This window comes from Dyella choica (assembly GCF_003977665.1).
Classification (GTDB): domain Bacteria; phylum Pseudomonadota; class Gammaproteobacteria; order Xanthomonadales; family Rhodanobacteraceae; genus Dyella_B; species Dyella_B choica.
Genome location: NZ_RYYV01000007.1, coordinates 235,370 through 255,664, shown reverse-complemented (window position 1 = coordinate 255,664; position 20,295 = coordinate 235,370). Strand labels below are relative to the sequence as shown.

Annotated in this window: 16 protein-coding genes; 11 read left to right on the top strand and 5 right to left on the bottom strand. The window is 63.3% G+C overall.

Annotated features, from left to right (window positions below; translation table 11 throughout):
* The first annotated feature begins 60 nt into the window (after window positions 1-60).
* The 4 genes from EKH80_RS11800 to EKH80_RS11785 all read left to right on the top strand — a co-directional run bounded on the left by EKH80_RS11800 (window position 61) and on the right by EKH80_RS11785 (window position 4,308).
* A complete protein-coding gene (locus tag EKH80_RS11800) occupies window positions 61-1,230 on the top strand; it encodes a GGDEF domain-containing protein (protein ID WP_126684954.1) in 1,170 nt (389 codons plus the stop codon).
* A gap of 55 nt (window positions 1,231-1,285) precedes the next feature.
* Entirely contained in the window at window positions 1,286-1,600 is a 315-nt protein-coding gene (locus tag EKH80_RS11795) for a HigA family addiction module antitoxin (protein ID WP_126684953.1), read from the top strand.
* Between the two features lie 90 nt (window positions 1,601-1,690).
* Window positions 1,691-2,374, top strand: a complete 684-nt coding sequence (locus EKH80_RS11790) for an aspartyl/asparaginyl beta-hydroxylase domain-containing protein (RefSeq protein WP_126684952.1) — start codon at window positions 1,691-1,693, stop codon at window positions 2,372-2,374.
* Window positions 2,375-2,553: 179 nt separating this feature from the next.
* Window positions 2,554-4,308, top strand: a complete 1,755-nt coding sequence (locus tag EKH80_RS11785; protein WP_126684951.1) for a GGDEF domain-containing protein — start codon at window positions 2,554-2,556, stop codon at window positions 4,306-4,308.
* 67 nt (window positions 4,309-4,375) lie between these two features.
* On the opposite strand, the gene EKH80_RS11780 is transcribed toward EKH80_RS11785, so the two are convergent.
* Entirely contained in the window at window positions 4,376-5,086 is a 711-nt protein-coding gene (locus EKH80_RS11780) for a DUF899 family protein (RefSeq protein WP_126684950.1), read from the bottom strand.
* Between the two features lie 159 nt (window positions 5,087-5,245).
* Here EKH80_RS11780 and EKH80_RS11775 point away from each other — a divergent pair, with 159 nt between their 5' ends.
* A complete protein-coding gene (locus tag EKH80_RS11775; RefSeq protein WP_230473634.1) occupies window positions 5,246-5,914 on the top strand; it encodes a PadR family transcriptional regulator in 669 nt (222 codons plus the stop codon).
* A gap of 78 nt (window positions 5,915-5,992) precedes the next feature.
* Here EKH80_RS11775 and EKH80_RS11770 read toward each other — a convergent pair whose 3' ends face one another.
* On the bottom strand, window positions 5,993-8,413 hold the full coding sequence (locus EKH80_RS11770) for a S9 family peptidase (protein ID WP_126684949.1): 2,421 nt from the start codon (window positions 8,411-8,413) through the stop codon (window positions 5,993-5,995).
* A 144-nt stretch (window positions 8,414-8,557) separates the two neighbouring features.
* Here EKH80_RS11770 and EKH80_RS11765 point away from each other — a divergent pair, with 144 nt between their 5' ends.
* On the top strand, window positions 8,558-10,663 hold the full coding sequence (locus tag EKH80_RS11765; protein ID WP_126684948.1) for a prolyl oligopeptidase family serine peptidase: 2,106 nt from the start codon (window positions 8,558-8,560) through the stop codon (window positions 10,661-10,663).
* 112 nt (window positions 10,664-10,775) lie between these two features.
* Here the strand turns inward: EKH80_RS11765 and EKH80_RS11760 are convergent, their stop codons facing one another.
* Complete coding sequence (locus EKH80_RS11760) at window positions 10,776-11,729, bottom strand: helix-turn-helix domain-containing protein (RefSeq protein ID WP_126684947.1); 954 nt, start codon at window positions 11,727-11,729, stop codon at window positions 10,776-10,778.
* Between the two features lie 135 nt (window positions 11,730-11,864).
* Here EKH80_RS11760 and EKH80_RS11755 point away from each other — a divergent pair, with 135 nt between their 5' ends.
* The 5 genes from EKH80_RS11755 (at window position 11,865) to hemC (ending at window position 16,061) form a co-directional block, all read left to right on the top strand.
* Window positions 11,865-12,509 carry a cysteine hydrolase family protein gene (locus tag EKH80_RS11755; RefSeq protein WP_126684946.1) on the top strand — a complete coding sequence of 215 codons (645 nt, stop codon included), beginning with the start codon at window positions 11,865-11,867 and terminating at the stop codon, window positions 12,507-12,509.
* Between the two features lie 56 nt (window positions 12,510-12,565).
* Window positions 12,566-13,231 carry an alpha/beta hydrolase gene (locus EKH80_RS11750; protein ID WP_126684945.1) on the top strand — a complete coding sequence of 222 codons (666 nt, stop codon included), beginning with the start codon at window positions 12,566-12,568 and terminating at the stop codon, window positions 13,229-13,231.
* 122 nt (window positions 13,232-13,353) lie between these two features.
* Window positions 13,354-14,415, top strand: coding sequence for a sensor histidine kinase (locus EKH80_RS11745; protein WP_126684944.1), 1,062 nt, complete (start codon window positions 13,354-13,356; stop codon window positions 14,413-14,415).
* On the top strand, window positions 14,396-15,100 hold the full coding sequence (locus EKH80_RS11740; protein ID WP_126684943.1) for a LytR/AlgR family response regulator transcription factor: 705 nt from the start codon (window positions 14,396-14,398) through the stop codon (window positions 15,098-15,100). The genes EKH80_RS11745 and EKH80_RS11740 overlap by 20 nt, the downstream gene beginning before the upstream one ends.
* Before the next feature lie 43 nt (window positions 15,101-15,143).
* Window positions 15,144-16,061 carry a hydroxymethylbilane synthase gene (gene hemC / locus EKH80_RS11735; protein WP_126684942.1) on the top strand — a complete coding sequence of 306 codons (918 nt, stop codon included), beginning with the start codon at window positions 15,144-15,146 and terminating at the stop codon, window positions 16,059-16,061.
* 31 nt (window positions 16,062-16,092) lie between these two features.
* Here the strand turns inward: hemC and EKH80_RS11730 are convergent, their stop codons facing one another.
* Both EKH80_RS11730 and EKH80_RS11725 read right to left on the bottom strand, forming a co-directional pair.
* Entirely contained in the window at window positions 16,093-18,939 is a 2,847-nt protein-coding gene (locus EKH80_RS11730; protein WP_126684941.1) for a TonB-dependent receptor plug domain-containing protein, read from the bottom strand.
* A gap of 546 nt (window positions 18,940-19,485) precedes the next feature.
* Window positions 19,486-20,292, bottom strand: a complete 807-nt coding sequence (locus EKH80_RS11725) for a DUF481 domain-containing protein (RefSeq protein WP_126684940.1) — start codon at window positions 20,290-20,292, stop codon at window positions 19,486-19,488.
* Window positions 20,293-20,295: the final 3 nt, after the last annotated feature.

Genomic DNA, 20,295 nt, shown 5'->3' with positions numbered 1-20,295 from the left:
CGACGCTGCGGCCTGGCCGAGACGCACCGGGCCGAGGTTCTCCGATGCCGGGAATCCGCGATGCATTTGAATGTCGAGACGCTAGCGCTGATCAATGGCGGCCAGGCCTTGGTGCTGGCGTTGTTGCTGTGGTTCGGCACGCGCAACGGCAGCAACAATGCCGTGCAGGGTTTGCGTATGCGCGCGACGGCGCTGCTGATCGAGGCCTGCGGCGATTTCATACTGGCGTTCGATTTCAAGCTTTCGTCGCTGACCGTGCTGCTGGTAGGCAATACCTTCAACCTGTCGGCGCAGGCGCTGACCATCGTGGCGCTACGCATCGTGCTGAACCGCACGCTGCGCTGGCGCGAAGCGATCGCCCTGGGCGTGGCCGGCTGGCTGGGCGTGACCTACTTCGCCACCGTGCACCCGGATTACCTGTTGCGCGTGCTGTGGGGATCGGTTTTCCTAAGCTGCAATGCCGCGCTCAATATTGCCGCGCTATGGGGTGGATGCAGCAAGCGCGATACACGTGCGCAATGCCTGCTGCTGTGGGCCTATCTCTTGGCGGTGGCCTTGCTGGTATGGCGCAACGTCACTTTGTGGACAGCCGTTACGCCACCGCAAGGCATCGGCGCACCGACTGTCGTGAACGTGGTGTACGTGTTCCTGTTGGGCATGCAGCCACTGATGGCCAGCGTCGGCTTTCTGCTGCTGTACAACGAAATCCTGCAGCGCGAGCTGCATGACCTGGCGCGCATCGATCCGCTCACCGGCGTCACCAATCGGCTGGGTTTGTTGGAAGCTTCGGAAACCCTGCTTGCGCGGGCACGCAGCAGGCGGGAGCCGATCGGCGTGCTGCTGATCGATGCCGATCACTTCAAGAGCATCAATGACCGCTTCGGCCACGACGACGGAGATCGCGTGTTGCTGGAGCTGGTCTACAGCATCCGGCGCATGCTACGAACCGGCGATCTGGTCGGACGTGTGGGTGGTGAAGAGTTCCTGGTGCTGTCCCCGTCCGTGAAGGAAGCGGATCTGCTGGCGCTGGCCGAACGCATCCGCAATGCGGTCGAGCGCACCTCGTTCCATATCGCGGGACAGGCCTATACGCTGACCGTCTCCATCGGAGCCGCGATTGCCGATCCCGGCGAGCTGGACATGATGGGCGCACGGCGCCGCGCGGATACCGCCCTGTACGAGGCCAAGCGCGCGGGGCGCAATTGCGTGATGATCTCAGCCACTGCGTGATGCACGGCGTGTGCCATTCGCTCCGGCGAAGGGTATTTAATCGGGAGTTGCCCCTATGACTAAACCTGTCAATCGCCTGCGCCCTGTCCACCCCGGTGAAATTCTGCGGGAGGAATTCCTGTCGTCTCTTGGCATGAGCGTCAATGCGCTAGCCATGGCACTTGGCGTGCCCTCAACGCGCATACGCGAAATTGTCAATGAGCGGCGCGCCGTTACAGCCGATACCGCCGAAAGGCTCGCGCGTTACTTCGGGGGAGACGCTGCAAGCTGGCTGGCCCTGCAGGCCACCTATGACCTTAAAACCCTGCCTACCCGTGACGACATCATGCGGCGTATCACACCGCGAGCGTCATCCGTTGTCGCGACCTGATCGGCCTTCACGTTGTACCGCCGCAAGACACCGCAGCATAGATGGCGCCAGGGCCTCCGATCGGATTCATTGCGACTAGGGACGACAAGCATGAGCCTGTTATACGACCTGTCCGCCAATGCAGTTCGCCGTCTCTACGATGCGCGCATCGATACGCCGCCGGTGCTGGACGCGAGCCTCTACTTTCCCGCTGCAAGCCGCTTTGGCGATGCGTGGCAGGCCATTCGCGACGAAGCGCTGGCGGTGGCCACGCAGATGCAGGCGATTCCACGCTTTCACGAGGTGATGCCCGCGCAAACGTCGATTTCGGCCAACGACGGCAAGGACTGGCGCGTGTATCTGCTGAAGGTCTATGGCACCGGCATTGCCCGGCACCTGGCGGCCTGCCCCACGCTGGCGCAACTCATCGCCTCCACGCCGGACGTGCTTTCGGCCACTTTGTCGTTCCTCGCGCCCCGCAAGCATATTCCTCAGCACCGCGGTCCGTTTCGGGGCGTGCTGCGCTTCCAGCTCGGCTTGTCGGTGCCGGTGGACGGACAAGGCAGGCCAGCGGCCGTGCTTTCGCTCGATGGCCACGAACATCGCATTGGCCAGGGCGAATACCTGCTTTGGGACGACACCTACCCGCACGAAGTGTTCAATCACAGCGATGAACCGCGCATAGCCTTGCTGCTGGACGTGCGGCGCCGGCATTTGCCGATGGACATGCGCCTGCTCTCGGGCGCGCTGATCGCTTCCGTCGGCGTGGTCGCGCGCTTGCGAGGTTTCGACTAGACGCCTTTGGTTTTTCCCGATCCTGCCGATAGGGCATTCCGCCCCTTTGGACTTTTTGTCCCAAGGCCAAAAAATTCAGGGATGCCTCAGCCGTCTTGCGACCATGATGGACCCGTCCGGGGTGCCATCAATGGGGCCGAACGGGTGATGGGCGCAAGCGTGGTGCGGAACGGGTATCGATGCAGCTACAGGCACAGCTAAGGGTGGGGGCAGCGCTTTTGCTGGCGGTGGCTGCGGGCATTTCATCCTACGTATTCGCCGGGTACGCCCAAGGCTACCGGCAGAGCACGCGCAACCTGCAGGCGCTGACCTCCTTTGACCAGGCGCTGAAAGCCGGCAATGCGGCGTCCACCGAGCGTGCCCCCTCCAACATTCTGCTCAGCCTGGATCCGCACTCCGCCACTAGCTATGCCTCCATCCAGGCGGAAGTCGCCGGGTCACGCCAACGTACCGATGCCGCGCTTGGCCAACTCCAACAATTGATACGCACACAGCCGCAGGCCGATGCGGAGGGCAGCCAGCTTGCGCGCGCACGGGCTTCGCTGACCCAGGCCCGAGCCGCTTACGACGCCCTGGCGCGCCATATGCCTGCCGAACGTTCGCCGCAGGATCTGCAAGCGGCCATCGACAAGCTGATCGAGGCACGCAGCGAACTCGATCCGCTGATCGGCGATTTCTACCACCAGGCGCAGCAGCTGGCCCCGGATCAGACCGGCATCATGCAGATGGCCCGGATCCTGAGCGACCTGCGTGAATACGGCGGCCGGCTCGCTTCGATGCTGGTGGTGCCCTTGTCCACGCCGCAGCCCATCGATCCGATGCGCCGCCTCGGCATGGCTGCGTTGCGCGGTCATATCGACGAATTGCATCACCTGATGCCAGGCGACATGCACCTGCCCGGGCGGAACGACGACGATATCCAGGAGGTACGCTCACGCGTCGAGCGCGGCTTCTTCGGGCACACGCTGGCCATGACTGATGCGCTGGTGGCCTCCCAGGGAGCGGATTACGGTATCCGTGCCGCGGCCTTCACCAGCCAGGTGCGTCCGGACCTGATGGCGCTGGAGGACCTGGAAGACCTGTTCATGCTTCGCGCCATGGCCCAGGTGGCCGATACGCAGCGGGCGGAAGGCCGGCACATGCTGCTGATCGGCGCCTTCCTGGTGTCGTTCATCGTGTTTGCGCTCAGCGTGCTGCGGGCGGCGCAAAACCTGGTAGTGCGTCCGCTGCTGCTGGCGAAGCGAGAAATCGTGGGGCTTGCCAACGGCGACCTGCGGCGAGCGCCGCGTGCCGGCAACAGCATGGAGGCGCGCGCCTTGCATGAAGCCATCGATACGCTGCGGCAACAGCACATGCGCGGCATGCAGCTGGCCATTGAACGTGATGAATTGAGCAAGGCGCTGCGCCGGCAGGCGCATACCGATGCACTCACCGGGCTGCACAATCGCCATGCCTTGGAGGAGATCACCGGCGATCTCTCGGCCGAGCCGGTACGCCTTTCCAAGGGTCGCGGCCTGGTCCTGATCGACATCGATTACTTCAAGCCAATCAACGACGAGCATGGGCACATCGTCGGCGACCTGGTGCTGCGTGAAGTCGCCGGACGCATCCGGCATCTGGTGAAAGAGCCGCATATGGCCTTCCGCTATGGCGGCGAGGAATTCGCGGTGCTGACCAACGGTTTGTCGATGAAGGAGCTGTGCCAGCTGGCGGAAGACATTCGTCGAGCCATTTCGGGCGACAGCATCAGCGCACCGGGCGTCTCGGCCTTGAGCGTGACGGCGAGCTTCGGCGTGGCGAAAGGCAATACGGTGGTGATTACCTGGCTGGATCTGCTCAACGCCGCCGATACGGCGCTGTACCAGGCCAAGGCGCAAGGCCGCAATCAGCTCGTCGCAGCTCCGCAGTCAACGGACGACATGCTGCGCGCGTAAACGTGCTCGCGCAGGCTGGGATGGCAATCGTAGGCTTACGTTGCTAAACCCAGCGTTGCCATGCGTGCTATGCCGGATAGTCGAGCTTCGGATACCAGTCCGTGCCGCGCCCCTCGGGCGTCATGTCGAAAACGGTCCATATCGGCATGGGATCGGGTGCGCCCCGCGGATCCTGGCCGGGGTCGACCGTTTCAAAACCCATTTCCGCGGCCCAGAACAGCCGGATGCGGCCGTCGCGCCGGGTGAAGACATTGATCGCCGGCACGTCGCTGCCGTCTTCGGCAATGCCGTGATAGTCGCGCGTGAAGCTGCCATTTAAATCGGAGTACAGCGGCAGATCGCGCCAGCCGCGCTCTTGCTTGAAGGCTACCAGTCGCTCGATCGGCGAACGCGCCACCACCGCCAGGGCAATGCGCTGTTGCATGTCGCGCGCCTCGCCTTCCCATGCGCTCAGCATCGATGTGCACATCGGGCAGGGCCGCTCGCGTTGCGGGCCGAACATGTAGCTGTAGACGACCAGGGTCTGCTTGTCGCCAAACAATCCGGCGAAATCGCTGGGGCCGTTTTCACCCCGGAAGCGATAGTCGCCGATCACCTCGCCGCCCGGCGGCAACGCACGCCGCATCTGGGCTACGCGTTCGATATGGCGGCGCAGTTCGATTTCCTCGCGCAGCAGTTCGTTGCGGGCGTGGCGGTATTGCTCACTTTCGTTCGGCTGGGTGGCGGCGTTACGCCTGACCAGTTCGGCAGCGGGGACGAGGGTGGGATTCTGGGTCATGTTCGCTTCTCCTGACGGGTGCCCTAAGTGAGTGACGAACGGGGGGTGTGGAAACAGACAAGTGGTAGCCAGGAATGGCCACGCCCGCCCGCGGGCTTGCATCCGATACAACTTCGATATATCGTTTCTTCCACGATTTCGATATATCGGAGTTATATCATGCACAGGCATTTCCTGTTCCATCGCTTCATGCACCGCCATCATGACGGCGGCTGCGGGGGCTGGCGTGAAGGTGGCTGGTTCGGCGAGGAGGAGTTCGAATTCCACGGCCGGCGCGGCCGGCATGGCGGGTTCGGGCATCCCGGCGAAGCGTTTGGCGAGTGGGGCGACCTGCACGGCGGCGGGCGTCGCGGCGGCGGCCGCATGCTGGGTCACGGCGATCTGAAGCTGCTGCTGCTGGCCCTGATCGAACAACAGCCACGGCATGGCTATGAACTGATCCGCACCATCGAGGAGATGTTCCTCGGCCAGTACTCGCCCAGTCCCGGCGCCATCTACCCGACCCTGACCATGCTGGAAGAACTGGGCTACGCCTCGGTGGAGAACGAGCAGGGCGGCCGCAAGCTGTATGCCATTACCGGCGAAGGCCGTGCCTTTCTTGAAGCCAATCGCGCGACCGTGGAGGCCATCATCGAGCGCACGCGCGAAAGCGCGCGCCTGTTCGCCAAGCTTTCGGTGCCGATGTCGGTGCGCAAGGCCATGCATGCGCTCAAGCACGCGGTGCTGATGCGCGGCAGTGACTGGAAGGCGGAGGCGCAACGCGTGGCCGAGATTCTCGAACGCGCCGCGGCTGAAATCGCCGCGGGACGCAAGAACCACGACAAGTGATGCGCAGGCGCAAGCCGGGATGACAATCCCGGCATCGCGTGCGCTGCGGCATGGCAATGCTGGGTTTTGCAACCCAGCCTACGGTTTCACCCAGGTCTCGAACAATTCGTTGATTCGCCGATACTCGTCATACCACGCATCCGCGTGTTCGAATTCATGCCGCTCCAGCGGATACAGCGAGATCCAGAAGTTTCGCTTGTGCAATTCGACGAAGCGCTGGTACAGGCGGACCGAATCGCTGGCCATGACGTTGTCGTCGATCAGACCGTGATTGATCAGCAGCGGATCACGCAGGCTCTCCGCATAAGTAATCGGCGAGCTGACTCGGTAAGCTTCCGGGTCGATCTGCGGATGATTGAGGATGGCCGAGGTATACGAATCGTTGTAGGTCGCCCAGTCGGAAGGCGGGCGTTGTGCCGCGCCGGCCGCGAATTCGCCGGGTGCGCGCAACAGCGCCATTTCGGTCATGAAGCCGCCGTAGCTGCCGCCGTAAATCCCGACACGCCTGGGATCGACGCCGTGCTGCTTGACCAGCCAGGCCTTGCCGTCCAGCAGGTCTTCCAGTTCGGGATGGCCCATCTGGCGGTAAATCGCCGTCCGCCATGCGCTGCCGTAACCTTCGGAAGCGCGGTAGTCCATGTCCAGCACCACGTAGCCTTCCTGCACCAGCAGGTTGTTGAACAGCTGCTCGTGCTGGTAATACGTGGCGGCGGCCTTTACGTCCTGCAGATAACCGGCGCCATGCACGAACAGTACGGCGGGACGCGAAGCCGGCACATCGCTTTCGTCCGCCGGGCCGTAGTACTTCGCGTAAATCACGCCGGCGCCGTGTGAAGAAGGCACCTGAACCATCTTCGGTTCGATCCACTTGTGCGCGCTGAAGCCGGGCTTCATGGTGCTGGTGAGTTCGCGCGCCGCGCCGCTCTCCGTACCTTGCACGGCCAGCTGCGGCAGGACATAGGCGGATGAGTGCAGCACGGCGAGCTGCCGGTCGTCAGGCGACAGGACGAACTGCTCCATGCCGCCGTACTGTGTCACGCGACTGAGTTCGCCGCCGTTGGATGCCACGCGATAAACGTCATAGCTGTAGGGTGCCAGCTTGTTGGTCCGCAGGTAGAACCAGCGGCCGTCGCCGGCAAGTTGCGGCTGGCTCACCTCGAACTTGCCGGAAGTCAGCGCCTTGGCCACACCGTCCAGCGGCTTCACATAGAGCTGCGAGTAACCGCTCTCTTCGCTGAGATACCACAGCGTGCGGTTGTCCTTGAGCCAGCCCACGTCGTTGAAATTCCAGCTGACCCATGCGTCGTTGTGCAGGCGGTGCTGTGGCACCAGGGCGTGCTGCGTGAAATCGACACTGGCGATCCAGCGATCCTTGCTGTCGATGGCAGTGAATACCAGCGCGGCGTTGCGTCCGTCATCGCTCCACACGATGCCGGCGCTGCCGCTGTCCGTGCTGTACAGCGTGACCGGCCGCAGATCCGGGGCTTTCAGCGCTTTGGCTTCGTCTTCCTTGCCGGCCTTCTTGAGTTCAGCCACGGTCCTGGCGCGGATCGCCTTGAGCGGATCGTCCTTGATGCCGGGCAGGTTGTCGGTGGCCAGCGGGTAGCTCTTGTGCGCGCTCAAATCCAGCAGCAGTACCGACTGCGGCGCCGGTTCGTTGCGTCCTACATAGGGGCGCGAGGGTTCGTTTTCGGTGTAGCCGGATTCGGTAACGAAATGGATCACGTCCGGCGCCTTGCCCTCGTCGTGATGGGCCGGCTGCGTTACCACCAGCATCCAGCGGCCGTCCGGCGACAGCTCGGTATCCACCAGCTGCGATTTGTCGCCCAGATAGAACGGCTGCGGCGCGCGGGTGGGATCGGCGTGGGCCAGCGCCTGCTCGTTGTCATGCACGGCATCCTTGTCCGCCCTGTCTTCGCGCAGAGATTTGAACAGGTCGAGCTGCTGCTGGCCGAGCGCATCGGGTTTCTTGTCGTGCGGATCGTCAGACAATTTCAGCACCGCGGCCGGCGAAGTCACGCCGCTGGCCAGGTCGTAGACATACCAGCTGTTGCCTTCACGGAATTGCAGCGAGCGGCCGTCCGCGGAAAAGCGCGGCGACGATTCCGGCGACGGGCTGCGCGTGACTTGCGTACGGCGGCCGCTGCTCAAGTCCACCAGGAACACGTCGCCATGAAAAAGGTACGCCGCATGGCGATGCGCACGATCGTATACGGCAGGACCTTCCGCCTGGGCGATCTCGGCGGCATCGAGCTTGCTGTTGGTGCCGCTTGCCGGATCCACGCGATAGAGGTCGCGCACCGGGCTGCCATCCCGCTTCAAGCGGTAGTACAAGCTGCGGCCGTCCACGCTCCAGTACGGGTTTTCCACCGCCTGCCCCATCCAGTCCGGATTGGCCATGACGGTTTCCAGGTCGAGCTTGGGCGCGCTCGATGGGGTTTGCGCCGCCACGGGCAGGACGGTGAGGGCGACAAGGCCCGCAAGCAGCAGTCGGCGCATGCAGGAAACTCCTTCAATACGAAAATCGGCCAGCATAGCCAAGCGCATGGGTGTGGCAAGCGCCAAGCGTCCCGTTTCGCTTTGGCTTGGGTCCGATATAGGCTGGCTGGTCCGTCTCTTCCCTTCGCTGCAGGAGCTTGAGGCATGTCTGTTTTCCTACGTTGCCTGCCCGCCGTCGCCCTGTTCGCAAGCCTGGCTGCCTACGCCGGAGACCCTGCCAAGCCCCCCGCTTCGCCTAGCCGATCTGCCGCCACTACCCTACATGGCACCACGGTGGACGATCCCTATCGTTGGCTGGAAAACCCACACGATCCAGCGGTGCAAACCTGGATCAAGGCGCAGAACGAGTACACCGAAGCGGTGCTTGCCGCGATGCCCGACGGCAAGGCCATGAGCGAACGTGTACGGCAACTGGCGATCACCTCGACTACGCGTTCCTCGCCGCTGCTTGCCGGCGGCACGCTGTTCTACCTGCAGGAGACCCCACCACAGCCACAGCCGCAGCTGATGGCGCAAGCCTGGCCGGTAGGCAAGGCCCGCGTGCTGGTGGATCTGAATGCCGGCGACGGCAATACCGCGATCACCGGCTACTGGCCTTCGCCCAGCGGGCGTTATCTCGCGTATGGCACGGCGGAAGGTGGCAGCGAATTGACCACTTTGCACCTGCTCGACGTAAGCAACGGCAAGACATTGAGCGACGCATTGCCCTATGCGGGTGGCGGCACCACGCCGCAAGACGTTGCGTGGGATGCCGATGAACATGGCTTGGTCTACGTGCGCTTCCCGTTGCCGCCGGCCGGTGCGGAAGTGCAACAGTTCGACGCCGCGTTGGTGCACCACACACTAGGCAGTGCAGCGGGCACCGACGAAGCGGTGTTCGGCCAAGGCTATTCGAAAGTGGCCGAGTACCGCTTGCGGACCTCGCCGGGTGCCAGGCAGCTTGCCGTGCTCGCCAACATCGGCGACGGCGGATCGGCCGAGGTGTATCTGCGCACAGGTACCGGGTGGAAGAAGGTGCTGGGCTACGATGCGAATGTGCGCAATGCGGCGTGGGCAGGTTCGCGCCTGCTGGTGACGAGCTTCGCCGATGCGCCACGCGGCATGCTGCTTGCGATCGATGCACAAGGCGAAGTCACCACCGTGCTGCCGCAGCGCGAAGGCGCCCTGCAGGAGGTCGCGCCGATCGCAGACGGCTTCCTGGTCACGCGCAGCTGGGGCCCGGATTGGTGGGCGGAACAATACGACGCGCGTGGCAACTTGGTGCGCCGAGTGCCGCTTCCCCAACACGACATCACCGTCGCAGGCATCGTCGCGGAGCAAGGCCGGGATCACGCGCTGGTGACTTACGGCGGCTGGACGCTACCTGCGCGCTGGGCCGACTACGAGGCGAAAAGCGGCAGCCTGCATACGGTCTTCGAAGTGAAACCCGCTGCCGATTACAGCAAGGTGGAGGCGCACCGTCTCGAAGGCGTCTCCAAGGATGGCACCCGGATACCGGTCACACTGCTGAGCCTGCGCGGCGTCGCGCCGAACGGCCAACGCCCCACGATTCTTTATAGCTACGGTGGCTACGACATTCCCATTGCACCGCATTTCATCGGGCCTGAATTGGCGTGGCTGGAACGGGGCGGCGTGCTGGCCTTCGCCAACATCCGTGGTGGCAACGAATACGGGGAGGACTGGCATGCGCAGGGCCAGATGCTCAACAAGCAGAACGTCTTTGACGACTTCCATGCCGCCGCACTGGCCCTGTTCGATGCGCACTGGTCCGACCGCGCCCATCTGGGAATTCTTGGCGAAAGCAATGGCGGCCTGCTGATGGGTGCCTCACTTGTGCAGCATCCGGCCGATTATCGTGCGGTGGCGGCGATGGTGGGCATCTATGACGTGATGCGCCATGAAACCGACTTTGCCAACGGCGCGTACAACGTGAGCGAATTCGGCACGGTGAGCGATACGGCGCAGTTCAAGGCTACGCTGGCGTATTCGCCGCTGCAGAATGTGCGGCCGCATACCGCGTATCCGGCCGTGTTCATGACGACCGGCGCGAATGATCCGCGCGTGGCGCCGTGGCAGTCACGCAAGTTCACGGCGACGCTGCAGAACGCCACGACGTCGGATCAGCCGATCCTGCTGCTAACGCGCATGAATGCCGGACATGGCATTGGCGCGCCCTTCAGCCAGCGCGTAGGCAATACGGCAATCATGCTCACGTTCTTTGCGCAGGAGTTGGGTTTATCTGCACAATGACGTTCGAGAAGATCGCCGTAGGCTGGGTTGCCAAACCCAGCATCACGTTGCACACAGCATCCGTGATGCTGGGATTGTCATCCCAGCCTACGCATTGGGCCGCCGGTCCACTTTAGCTTCCGCGAAACTCTCGCCTATACGTCGAAGGCGTCGTATGGAACGCCACCCCGAAGTGCTGACGCATCGACAATGCCGTGCCGAAGCCAGTGCGTTCGGCAATGCGCTCGATCGGCTGATCGGTGGTTTCCAGCATGCGTTGCGCCAGGCCGAGGCGTTGGGACAACAACCATTGCCCGACCGTAGTCCCTGTATGCTGACGAAAGTGCCGGGTGAAACTACGCCGGCTCATCAGGGCGCGCGCGGCAAGCGAATCGAGCGTGTGAGCCTGGTCCAGATGCTGCGCGGCCCAGTTCAGCGTTTTCGTGAGCGGTGTGGCTGCCGCCTGGCTCAGCACCGGTTGTTCGATGTACTGCGCCTGGCTGCCCTGCCGGTGCGGTGGCACCACCAAAGTACGGGCGATGCGGTTGGTGATCTCCGCGCCGTACTGCCTGCGCACCACGTGCAGGCAGCAATCGATGCCCGCCGCCGTGCCGGCCGAAGTGACGATGTTGCCTTGATCGACGTACAGCACGTTTGGATCAAGCCGTACCTGCGCAAAGCGTTGCTTGAACAGTTCCGTCCAGCGCCAGTGGGTGGTGGCGAGCTTTCCGTCCAGCACGCCGGCCTCGGCCAACACGAAAGCGCCGAGGCAAAGCCCGACGATGGTGGCACTGCGTCTGTGCGCTCGGCGCAGCGCGGCGAGCAGGGGCTCCGGCGCCGATTCGTGCGGATCGCGCCAGGAGGGCACCACGATGACATCGGCATTCGCCAGCTCGCGCAGGCCGTAACGCGTGGCCAAGCTGAAGCCACTGGTGGTGCGCAACTCGCCGGGCTCTGCGGCGCACACGCGCACCTGGAATAGCGGCTGCGGCGCCCCGGACTTTTCGTCGAAGACCGCGCAAGGAACGGACAGATGGAAGGGGCGAATCTGGTCGAAGGCGACGATGGCGACTTTGACGGGATGCATGGCGAGCGCTCCGGCAGCTTGGCCCGATTCTAACGTTATATGGCAATCAGGCCACTGCCGGGCCTGAGCGCCGAAGCGGAAGATGAGCTCACCGGGAGCACCGTTCGCTCTCTTTCTTCAGAAGGACATGCCGTCATGCACCAGACTCCTCGCCGCGCCCTCGTCGTCATCGATGTCCAGAACGAATACGTCACTGGCGACCTCAAGATCCAGTACCCGCCGGTGGGTACCTCGCTGCACCATATCGGCCGCGCGATGGACGGTGCGCACGCCGCCGGCATTCCGGTCATCGTGATTCAGCAAAATGCGCCGGCGGATGCGCCGCTGTTCGCGATCGGCACGCCGGGCTGGGAATTGCACGAAACCGTGGCCAAGCGTCCGCACGATCACTATCAGACCAAGCTGCTGCCCAGCGCTTTCGCCGGTACCGACCTGGCCCAATGGCTGGCCTCGCAGCAAATCGACACGTTGGCAGTGGTGGGCTACATGACCCACAACTGTGACGACACCACCATCAAGCATGCGTTCGATCGCGGTATGCAGGTGGAATTTCTGCACGATGCATCCGGTACGGTGCCGTATGCCAACCGTGCCGGGTTTGCGAGCGCCGAAGAGATCCATCGTGTCTACAGCGTGGTACAGCAGTCGCGCTACGCCGCAGTGTTGAGCACGGACGAATGGCTGGAGTGCATCGCCACCGGCCGCGTGCCGGAGCGCGACACCATTCACGCTTCCCATCAGCGGGCGTTGGCCTTGTTGGCGCAAGGCGCGGCGGCGTAGGGGACTGCACGACTGCTGCTACGATGCTGCCTTGCCCAGCTTTGTATTGATGCGCTATGACCTTGCTTCCCGCCGTCGAAAACGAAACCGCCGCCAACCCCCTGTACAGCATCATTTGGCTGCATGGCCTGGGGGCCGACGGCCATGACTTCGCGCCGATCGTGCCGGAACTGGTGTCGCCGGACTGGCCGGCGCTGCGCTTCGTCTTCCCGCATGCGCCGGTGCGGCCGGTGACGATCAACAACGGCATGGCGATGCGCGCCTGGTACGACATCTATAGCTTCGAGCCGGGAGCACCGCAGGATGAGCAGGGCACACGCGAGGCGATCACGCAGGTGGAGGCACTGATCGCCCGCGAGCATGCGCGCGGCGTATCCAGCGAGCGCATTCTGCTGGCGGGGTTCTCGCAGGGTGGCGCGATCGCCCTGGCGGCAGGCTTGCGGCACCCGCAAAAGCTGGCGGGCATCGTCGCGCTGTCCACCTATCTGCCCATCGCCCATACGCTGGCCGGGGAACGCAGCGCGGCCAACGCCGGCGTGCCGATTTTCTGGGGGCATGGCAACTTCGATCCGGTGGTGGTGCTGCAGCGGGGCACCAATTCGCGTGCCACGTTGGAAGCACTGGGCTACAAGGTGGACTGGCATACCTACCCGATGCCGCACGCGGTGCATCCGGAGGAAATCGCCGACCTGCGCCGCTGGATCGGCGAGCGCTTGCGCTGATGATTAGGGATGGTCAAATCAAGCGCTTACGCGCCTGATTTGCGGCGGGCCGTCCCTGGCCCGCGGAAACTCTGAACCCATTCAACGTTTCCTTAGGCTCGGCAGCGGGCATACTTGCGTGCATGCCGGGGACCACTACCAAACCTTCTTCAGCGCCGCGCGGCCCGCTGCCGGACTTTTGCAGCCTGCCGGTGATCTCGGCCCTGCTGGTGGTAGGCGCGCTATGCGTAACCCTGGCATGGCTCGCACCGCAGAGCACGCGCGGCTGGCGCGGCTACAGCGTGGGCATGCTATTCGTGGAATGGGTGGCGATGGTTACCGGCGTGGCGCTGTGCAAGCTGCGTCCATGGCTGCTGCGCCTGCCGGGCCTGCTGCCCTATGCCGGCGTGTGGCTGGTGATGGTGTCGCTGGTGGTGCTGGGCAGCCTGCTGGCGCAATGGATGGACCACATGCTGCAGATGCAGCTTGTCCCTGACGGCTCCAGTACCTTCGTGCGTGACAACGCCCTGATCGCCGCCCTGCTCGGCGCGGCCATGCTGCGCTATTTCTACGTGCTGGCCGAATGGCAGGCGCGCCTGGCGGCGGTAGCGCATGCCAAGGTCGAGGCATTGCAGGCACGCATTCGCCCCCACTTTCTGTTCAACAGCATGAACACGGTGGCGGCCCTGGTGCGCGTGGATCCGGAAGCGGCCGAGCGAACGGTGGAGGATCTTTCCGAGCTGTTCCGGGCGGCCCTGGGACAGGACGATGCGCATAGCGGCACGCTGGGCGAAGAGCTGAAGCTGGTCGACCGCTATCTGGACATCGAGCAGTTACGGCTGGGCGAACGGCTGCGTGTGAGAAGGGAAATCGATCAGCTGCCCCAGGATGCGTCGATGCCCGTCCTGCTGCTGCAGCCGCTGGTCGAGAATGCAGTGCGTCACGGCGTGCAGCCACTGCGCGAAGGCGGCGAGGTGATACTGCGCGGCACACGCGAAGGCGCCATGATGCGGATCGAGATCGACAATCCCTTGGCCGAAAGCCCCACGGCCGGCGGCAGCGGGCACGGCCTGAACAACGTGCGCCAACGCGTGACCTATCATTTCGGGCCAAGGGCGAGCATGGAGGCCGGCCCGCAGGGAAGCCGGTTCGTGGTGAAGCTGCACCTGCCCATCGAGATGCGTCATGCGCGTACTGATCGTTGACGACGAACCCCTGGCACGGGCGCGCCTGGATGCCCTGCTGAAGGAATGCGCGGACGTGGAGGTCATCGGCAGCGTAAGCGACGGCGAGGCCGCCTTGGCCGCGATTTCCGAACAGCAGCCGGATTTGCTGCTGCTGGATATCAATATGCCCGGCCTGAACGGCAAGCAGCTGGCCGCTCAGTTGGCCCATCGCACGCGCCCGCAGGTGGTGTTTTGCACGGCCTATGAAGCGCATGCCGTGCATGCGTTCGAATTGGGTGCCGCCGACTATTTGCTGAAGCCGGTGCGCGTGGAGCGGCTGCGCGATGCGCTCCGGCGCGTGCGCCAGCGGCTCGACTCGCAGGCACGCGAACCGCTGGGCTGGCTGCATGCACGCGTGCGCGGCGAGCCCATCCGCATTGCCCTGGATGAAGTGATCTGCCTGCTGGCGGAAGAGAAATACGTGGTGGCGCATCGCGCAGGCGATCAGTTGCTGCTGGATGATTCGCTGCGCCAGCTCGAGGAAACCTATCCGGAGCACCTGATTCGCCTGCACCGCAATTGCCTGGTGCCGGCGAATCGGCTGATCGGCTTGAAGACGCTGGCCGACGGGCGCGTGCTGGCGCGCCTTGCAGGTACTGATTTCAGCCCGGAAGTCAGCCGCCGCAATCTGCCGGCGCTGCGCAAGCTGCTGCGCGTGGGCTAAGGAGTGCGCGACAATAACGGCTGCCGCCGTCTCCGGAGCCGTCATGTCGCCTTCCCTGTTGCGCATCGCCACCCGCAAGAGCGCGCTTGCCTTATGGCAGGCCGAGCACGTGGCAGGCCTGCTGCGCGCGGCGCATCCGGGCCTGCGCGTGGAACTGGTGCCCTTGAGCACGCGCGGCGACGAGATCGTGGACCAGCCGCTGGCGACCCTAGGCGGCAAGGGACTGTTCCTGAAGGAATTGGAAGTCGCCATGCTGGAAGGCCGCGCGGAACTGGCGGTGCATTCGCTTAAGGACGTCCCCGCCGAGCTGGAAGCCGGCTTCACTCTGCCCGCCATACTGCCTCGCGCGGACGCCGCCGATGCCTTTGTTAGCAATCATTACGCCGACGTGCTGGCCCTGCCGCAGGGTGCGCGTGTCGGCACTTCGTCCTTGCGCCGGCAAGCCCAATTGCGTGCAGTGCGGCCCGATCTGGCCCTGCTCGATCTGCGCGGCAATGTCGGCACGCGTCTGAAGAAGCTGGACGACGGCCAGTATGACGCCATCATTCTCGCCTGCGCCGGCCTGGAACGGCTTGGCCTGCACGATCGTATCCGCAGCCGGATGGGCGCGCCCAATTGGCTGCCCGCACCCGGCCAGGCGGCCATCGCGATCGAGGCGCGCGCGGATCAAGCCGATGTACTCGAAGCACTCGCCGTGCTGGACGATGCCGAGACGCGGCTGGCGGTGACCGCCGAGCGGACGATGAATCAGGCCCTGGGCGGAAGCTGTACGGTGCCGGTGGGTGCATGGTGCACCGTGACCGAACGAGGATTGCACCTGCGCGGCATGGTGGGTGACGTGTCGAGCGGACAATTGTTGTTGGCCGAGGCTGTAGGCACCAGCGACGATCCGGCAGGATTGGGCAATGAAGTGGCGCAGGCGCTGTTTGCACAAGGAGCGGCTGCGCTGCTTAAACCGTAGCGCAGCCGCTGGGATGACCATCGTATGGTCCTTAGAGATCGAACTTCTGGTTGTAGCGTAGATAGACGAAGCGCCCGTAATCATAGGACGGGTTGTAGACATACGCGCTGTTGTTGTTGGGCGCGTCATAGAACAACGGTCCCATCCGGTCAAAAACATTGTTCACGCCCAGGGCGATGGTGCCTTTCCAAGGCGCCGTCCAACGCACCTGCAGGTCGTTGAATGCAACAGCACCTACCCTGCGCATTGGCGTGATGCCGACGCCCGGCGATTGGTAGTCCGGCAGGTTGCATGCCTGTGTGTCGAGGATGTAGCCCACGCAGCTTTCCTTCAACCCGGAGTAGTAGCGGATCGTCCAAGTTGCGGCAAAGTCGCCATGACTCCAGTCCAGCGAACTGTTGTTGCGCATGCGCCAGTTGGGATACATCCCGTTTTGATACTGGATCGGATGGCCGTCGCCCTGGTCGAGGTTGAATTTGCTGACGTAGTTGGCGTCCGTTCTGAAGACGAAGTTGCCGATCGGCGTGCCAAAGCCATAGCTGACGCCTAGATCGTAGCCCTCGGTTTCCAGCTTGCCGCGGTTGGTGAGGGTGTGAACGAGGCCGATCACCTGCTGCGTTTTGGGGTCGCGTGAGAACTGCCCACAGGCCGATTGGATGCCGCGTAGATAGCAGTCGTCGAGTACATCGTCCGAACTGATGGCGCTGATGAGGTTGTTGATGCGAACGCTGTACCAATCGAGCGAGATGTTGAGCCCGCGCACATAGCTGGGGCTATACACCAGTCCCAAGGTTTTGCTCAGCGAGGTTTCCGGCTGGAGGTTCGGATTGGAACCGGCAGTGAATTCCGTGGCGGATTGATTGGGCCCGCCTACGGGCTTTCCCGATGCATCCGTCTGGCGGAAGTTCGGCCCGACGCCCGCCGCTTTGCAGTTGGCTATGGCCGTGGGGTTGCCAGTAGCCACCGCGCCGGTCTTCACGTCGCAGGGATCACTGTAGTAATCAAAGGTCGCCGACTGCCCGCCATACAGGTCGGAGATGGTGGGTGATCGGAATCCTTGACCGATGCTTCCACGCACCAGCAGGTCGTCGACCGGCTTCCATTCCAGGCCGAATTTGCTGTTGGTGGTGTTGCCAAACGTGCTGTAGTGGGAGAAGCGTGTCGCCAGATCCACGCTGAGCCGTTGCGCACCTGGCAGGTTGGCCAGCACAGGTACGTTCAACTCCGCATACGCTTCATCGACCTGGTAGCTGCCGGAGAATGGCTCGTTGGACAGGTCGGTGGAGTTGCCCGTGGCCGAGAAGCTATCGGGGCGGTAGTAACCTGATTCACGGCGATGTTCCAGGCCGGTGGCAAATTGCATGGTGCCCGCAGGCAGTTCGACGACATCGCCGCCGAGGTTTGCCGCAAAGCCCGTGGTTTGCGTGCCATACCTGGCGTTGGTGAGCACACTGGCATAGTCGAGCATGTCCGGCGTGATGTCGCCCGGATTGCCAAGAATGTTCATGGGTACGCAACCGGCCATCGCGTGACCCGGCGTACCGCATTTCACCTTGCCATCCTGGTCCAGGAAAGAAGGCCCCAAGGCGTTCTTGAGGTTGGGGATGCTGTAGTTGCCGGTGCCGTAGATCTCGCCCTGGTTCTTGTTCATGTAGGCGCTGACATCCCAATTGAAATGACGGGAGCCTACGTCGAACACACCTTCCAAGCCGGTGCCGATGCGATAGGTGTTGTTGGTGTTCTTGGTCAGGCGCGGGATTTCCCCCATGCGTCGCATGAAGTGGATGTCTTGCGGGTCGGCGTAGCCATGCTGGCTGCCCAGCGGGTTGTAATAGCTGTCCTTGTCCAGCGACAGCCCGTTCCCCAGCGGATAACCTGAAATCTGGACCGTCGAGATGCGTTGCATCAAGTTGACGTCCATGAACCCGCTGACATTGTCGGTGATTTCATAGCGCGCCTTGCCGAACAGCGACTTGCGCTCGGAGCCGGGCATCAACGTCATCTGCTGATCGGCGTTGTAGTTGTCCTTGGCCAGATCGTAGGCATGATAGTCAGCGAAGTTGAGCGGGTTGCCGCCTGCATTCAACTTGTACATGTCGCCCTTGCTGTCGGTGATCAAACCGCCGGGACCGAACGGGGATAGCCCGGAGTTCGGATAATACGGTCCACGCGGGTAGCGGGAGTAATCGCGATCCTTGGCCCAGATGGGATCTTCCTTGCTGTAGGTGGCATTGGCGATATAGGAAAATTTGCCGACGCGATTGCCTACGGTAATGTCGTATTGCTGGGTGGTGTTGTCGTTGTGCCCGGCGAATTGTCCGGCGTAGGCGTTCACTTCCACGCCATGGAAGTTCGAACGCGTGATGATGTTGACGACGCCCGCAATGGCATCCGAGCCATAGATGGCCGATGCACCGTCCTTCAGCACGTCGATGCGTTCGATGATGGAGGATGGAATGGTATCCAGGTCGGTGAAACCATCCGCATTGGTACCCCAGCGTCGACCATCCACCAGCACCAGGGTGCGGGCAAAACCCAGGCCGCGCAATTCAATGTACGAACCGCCGGCATAGGTATTGGACACAAGCGCCGCCGACTTGGAATACCCGGGCGCGCCGACCGCGGAAATGTGCGACAGGATGTCGCCCACATTGGTGAAACCCTGCTTCTGGATTTCGTCGTGGTTGATGCTGAAGACGGGCTGGGCCGTTTCCAGGTCCACGCTGCGGATGCGCGAGCCGGTGACGGTGATCGCTTGCAGCTGCTTGGTTGTCGCTGCGCTGCCCTGTCCCTGTGAGGCGTCCTGCGCCTGCGCCTGCAACATGCCGGCCATCAGCGCCACCGCGATCGCCGATGCCACTCGAGTCTTATGTTTCACGTACACCTGCACTACTCCCTCTACGCCCGTGCGTGTCGCATCGCGACTGCACCGCTTCACAAAAAATTGATGAGCCGGGAGTGTTCGGGATGTGGCGGTGACGATGTAGCGGCTATCGGCCTGGAAGCAGGTAGTTCAAGGCTGACAACCATGTGCGGTATTGCCCAGCATCACGTCGAGGGACACCTAGGGATGCTCTGATCTATTCCACGCACCCGGCATGACGTCCAGAAGGCCCGCAGGGTGTGTCGCGTGGCACAGGACAGACTGGCCGTCTGTTCAAGCCGCGGGGCACAGCCTGCGGGCCTTCTGGACGTCACCCCGTCATTTAAATTTAAAAGGTTGGGGCCGCACTGTATGCGCGTTTCGCTGCGACCCAGCGCCTAGACAGACAGCCAGTCTGCCTTCGCCCCTGGGTCGCAGCGAAACGCGCATACAGTGTGGTGACGGGTACGTGGAATAGATCAGAGCATCCCTAGGGATGCAAAAACCCCTCCGTGCTTGCACACGGAGGGGTGAGAGAAGCGGCGGAACCGCAGCACGCGATCAGAGGTTGTAGACGATATTGGTCGTCGTCAGCGTATCGGTGTGGCGGATGCCGGGCAGCACGTCGCTGTTGTGGCGCACTTGGAATCCCAGCTTGAGCGAGAGCTTCTTGGTCATGCTGACGGCCAGGCCCATGTCGTTCTGCAGATAGGTGTTCTTGTTGCCCGCTTCCATCAGGAAGGTGTCGTCGAGCGAAGTGTTGTCGGTGAGGCGGTATTTGTAGTTCGCCAATCCGCGCGCCACCGCCTGGCCCTGGCGCGGTTCCTTGAACGGCACCTCGACGCCATTGACGATCCGCGTGCCGGTGGCCGGCTGGTATTCGGTGTAACCGGGGCCGATTTCGAAGGACAGCTGGGTGCGCGCGGTTTTCAGCGCCATGTAGCCGTAGCCGAGCGAGACCGTGCCCTGCCAGCGGTAGGCGGCGAAATCGTCATGGTCATAGCGGCCGGCGGCCACGATGTAGCTGCGCGGATCGAGCTTGTAGCCGGCCGAGGCGCCGAGGTCGTAGCGGTTGGCCGTGGTGTCGAATTGCTTGACCGCCTGGCCCTGCGCATTGGTGACCGTGACCTGCCCCTTGGAACGCAGCCAGTCGGCGAAGAAGCTGTTCTTCCACTGGTCGGTTTCCTGGTTCAGATTCAGCTTCGCGTTCACGTTCTGCGAACGGGAGTTGCCGGTGGTGGAGGCAAAACCCAGTTCGCCGGAGCCGGTCCAGGTACTGGTTTGGGTGCCGGAGGACGCGTCCTGCGCCTGGGCGGTGAAAGTGGCCAGGGTCGCGAGCGCCAAGCCGGTGATCAGCAGGTTTTTCATCAC

Bases quoted from the DNA above. Each gene is read 5' to 3' on its own strand.
- EKH80_RS11795 (WP_126684953.1), top strand. From the start codon at position 1,286: ATGACTAAACCTGTCAATCGCCTGCGCCCTGTCCACCCCGGTGAAATT.
- hemC (WP_126684942.1), top strand. From the start codon at position 15,144: ATGTCGCCTTCCCTGTTGCGCATCGCCACCCGCAAGAGCGCGCTTGCC.
- EKH80_RS11755 (WP_126684946.1), top strand. From the start codon at position 11,865: ATGCACCAGACTCCTCGCCGCGCCCTCGTCGTCATCGATGTCCAGAAC.
- EKH80_RS11780 (WP_126684950.1), bottom strand. From the start codon at position 5,086: ATGACCCAGAATCCCACCCTCGTCCCCGCTGCCGAACTGGTCAGGCGT.
- EKH80_RS11770 (WP_126684949.1), bottom strand. From the start codon at position 8,413: ATGCGCCGACTGCTGCTTGCGGGCCTTGTCGCCCTCACCGTCCTGCCC.
- EKH80_RS11785 (WP_126684951.1), top strand. From the start codon at position 2,554: ATGCAGCTACAGGCACAGCTAAGGGTGGGGGCAGCGCTTTTGCTGGCG.
- EKH80_RS11800 (WP_126684954.1), top strand. From the start codon at position 61: ATGCATTTGAATGTCGAGACGCTAGCGCTGATCAATGGCGGCCAGGCC.
- EKH80_RS11745 (WP_126684944.1), top strand. From the start codon at position 13,354: ATGCCGGGGACCACTACCAAACCTTCTTCAGCGCCGCGCGGCCCGCTG.
- EKH80_RS11775 (WP_230473634.1), top strand. From the start codon at position 5,246: ATGCACAGGCATTTCCTGTTCCATCGCTTCATGCACCGCCATCATGAC.
- EKH80_RS11725 (WP_126684940.1), bottom strand. From the start codon at position 20,292: ATGAAAAACCTGCTGATCACCGGCTTGGCGCTCGCGACCCTGGCCACT.
- EKH80_RS11790 (WP_126684952.1), top strand. From the start codon at position 1,691: ATGAGCCTGTTATACGACCTGTCCGCCAATGCAGTTCGCCGTCTCTAC.
- EKH80_RS11740 (WP_126684943.1), top strand. From the start codon at position 14,396: ATGCGCGTACTGATCGTTGACGACGAACCCCTGGCACGGGCGCGCCTG.
- EKH80_RS11760 (WP_126684947.1), bottom strand. From the start codon at position 11,729: ATGCATCCCGTCAAAGTCGCCATCGTCGCCTTCGACCAGATTCGCCCC.
- EKH80_RS11765 (WP_126684948.1), top strand. From the start codon at position 8,558: ATGTCTGTTTTCCTACGTTGCCTGCCCGCCGTCGCCCTGTTCGCAAGC.
- EKH80_RS11750 (WP_126684945.1), top strand. From the start codon at position 12,566: ATGACCTTGCTTCCCGCCGTCGAAAACGAAACCGCCGCCAACCCCCTG.